This window comes from Propylenella binzhouense (genome assembly GCF_009866965.1).
Taxonomy (GTDB): domain Bacteria; phylum Pseudomonadota; class Alphaproteobacteria; order Rhizobiales; family Afifellaceae; genus Propylenella; species Propylenella binzhouense.
In genome coordinates this window covers 1-2,259 of sequence record NZ_SPKJ01000196.1, presented here as the reverse complement: position 1 = coordinate 2,259, position 2,259 = coordinate 1, and the positions used below count along the sequence as shown (strand labels likewise).

Here is a 2,259-nt window from a genome sequence, read left to right as displayed (position 1 = left end):
GCGCGCAGGCGTGAACGCGCGCGGGCGCCGCGCCGCCGGCGCCCGCATCCGCGGCGGCCCGCGCCGCTAACCAGGCGAACCGGATTTCCGGCGCGCCGGCGCCTTCCTCGGATATGAGGGACGCCGGGGCGCGGCGGCGGCACGTCGTCCGCCGATGCAACGAAGCGGGGACCTTGCGGTTGTTACGGATCGTCGCTCTGAAGGTGGGAAGGATGGCGGTCACGACGGAGACGCTTCCGACGAGGCGGGGGACCGCCGTCGTGCCACGGGGCGGAGAGCGGCCTCCGCTGCGCCTTGCAGCCGGTCGCGCCCTCGCGCTCGCGCTCCTCCTCGCCGCCGGCCTGGCGGTCCTCGCCGCAGCCTTCGACCTGCCCGCGATCGGAACCGATCCCGCGACCGGGGAGAGCTTCGTCGTGCTGCCCGGCGGCGCGGCCCCGGCGGCCCTTGCGCGCGACGAGCTTCCGGACGACCTCGTCCATGCCGTCCTCGCGATCGAGGACCGGCGGTTCTACAGCCATATCGGCGTCGATCTCTTCGGGATCTCGCGGGCGGCGCTGGAGAACTACAAAGCCGGCGGGGTCGTCGAGGGCGGAAGCACGATCACGCAGCAGCTCGCCAAGGTGCTCTTCCTCGACCGTGAGCGGACGATTCGCCGCAAGCTGGAGGAAGCCGCGATCGCGCTCTGGCTGGATGCGCGGCTCAGCAAGGACGAAATCCTCACGACGTACCTCGACAACATCTATTTCGGGGCCGGCGCGACCGGCATTTCCGCTGCGGCCGAGGTCTATTTCTCCAAGCCCGTCGCCGATCTCACGCTCGCCGAATCCGCCATGCTCGCGGGCCTCATCCGCGCGCCGTCGCGCCTCAACCCGCTCGTCAATCTGCGCGACGCGCAGGCCCGCGCGGCCATCGTGTTGCGCGCCATGCTGGAGGAGGGCTACCTCTCTGCGGAGGAAATGCGGGAGGCCATCGAGAACCCGGCCGTTCCGACGGCGCTGCGCCAGGGCGGCTCTCCCTGAGCGCCGTTCCGTCGGGCCCGGCTCGCGGCGAAACGGGCGCCCCTTCGACAGGACGGAATAGGATGCACAGGCTGTTGGTGTCATGGTTCGCCGCGCTGGTGCTCTGGCCGGCGGCCGCCTCGGCGGCGGATGCCGTCACCGGGGCGGGCCGGGTGATCGCGCAGAGCACGATCATGGTCGACCACACGCGCGTCCGGCTGGAAGGGCTGGATTCCGCTATGGCGGACGCGAACTGCGCGACCCGGATCGGGAAATGCGTCGCGATCGCGAAGGAGGGGCTCGCAAGCCTCATCGAGGGGCAGACGATCACCTGCAGCCTCGGCCATAAGATCGCGGCCGCCTATTTTCTCGGAACCTGCAGCCTCGCCGACGGAACCGATATCGGGCAGCGCATGGTGGAGGAGGGCTGGGGCGTCGCCGGGCCGAGCGCGCCGAAGGCCTATAGGGACGGCGGGTCTGGCGCGAAGTCCGGCGGGAAGGGCGTCTGGGCGCCACGCTGAAGAAGGTCCGGCTCGTCCCCGCCGGCCGCGCTCGTCGGCCGGCCGGGTCCCCGTTCGCGGTCGGGCGCGATCAGCCGTCCTTGTTGGCCTCGGTGATCCCCTCGTCGGCCGGCGCGCCGCCCGGGTCGCCGGTCCAGTTGCGGCCGACGAGGTTGTATCCGGGGTCGCCGACGCGCGTGCTCTCCGTCTTGCTGTAGGCCTGCCAGGCCGGGATCCGCTCCGGCAGCATGAAATATCCGATGCCGGCCGCGATGATGATCGCGGCGGCGATCCCGCTCAGAATGACCCCCATCTCATTCTCCTCCGGTCGCCGTCCGCTCCCCTCAGCGGCCCGGCTGTGCATTGTAGAATTTGGGATCGAGCGCCGCGAGCGCCAGGAGCGGCGCCGGCATGGCGACGCCGGCGAGCCGCATCTTGCGGGCCGCTGCGCGGCAGGCGAGCTGGTCGCCGGCATTCGCGAGCGCCTCGGCATCGGCGACGCTGACGACGGATTCCTTCGGCGGGGCCTTGGGCGCCGCCGCTGGAACCGGCGCGCTGATCCCGCTCGTCTGCGGCGCGTTCTGGCCGCTGCCCGGGCTCGCCGTCTGGGTGTTCGGCTTGGGCGCCTCGACGGCCACCCCGCTCTGGCCTGCGATCTGCTGCGCTGAGCCGCCGGCCTGCCGCGGCTGCGCGGGCACGGCCTGTCCGGACGGGGCTCCGGCCTGCGAGGTGCCCGTCGGCTCGGCCGCGTTTCCCGCCGC

General features: G+C 72.3%; 5 protein-coding genes. 2 read left to right on the top strand and 3 right to left on the bottom strand.

What is annotated here, in order from left to right; genetic code table 11:
- The coding region (locus E4O86_RS23325) for a hypothetical protein (RefSeq protein WP_205521059.1) at positions 1 to 223 on the bottom strand (223 nt) is incomplete at its 3' end.
- Here E4O86_RS23325 and E4O86_RS22810 point away from each other — a divergent pair.
- Entirely contained in the window at positions 213 to 1,019 is an 807-nt protein-coding gene (locus E4O86_RS22810) for a transglycosylase domain-containing protein (protein ID WP_205521058.1), read from the top strand. The genes E4O86_RS23325 and E4O86_RS22810 overlap by 11 nt on opposite strands.
- Before the next feature lie 74 nt (positions 1,020 to 1,093).
- Positions 1,094 to 1,519 (top strand): hypothetical protein, encoded by a 426-nt coding sequence (locus tag E4O86_RS22805; protein ID WP_161142832.1) that lies wholly within the window; start codon positions 1,094 to 1,096, stop codon positions 1,517 to 1,519.
- Between the two features lie 70 nt (positions 1,520 to 1,589).
- Here the strand turns inward: E4O86_RS22805 and E4O86_RS22800 are convergent, their stop codons facing one another.
- Together E4O86_RS22800 and E4O86_RS23320 are read right to left on the bottom strand one after the other, a co-directional pair.
- The gene (locus E4O86_RS22800; protein ID WP_161142831.1) at positions 1,590 to 1,811 is read right to left on the bottom strand and encodes a hypothetical protein; all 222 of its coding nucleotides are present in this window, start codon (positions 1,809 to 1,811) and stop codon (positions 1,590 to 1,592) included.
- A gap of 31 nt (positions 1,812 to 1,842) precedes the next feature.
- Positions 1,843 to 2,259: hypothetical protein (locus E4O86_RS23320; RefSeq protein WP_205521060.1), on the bottom strand; the 417-nt coding region annotated here is incomplete at its 5' end.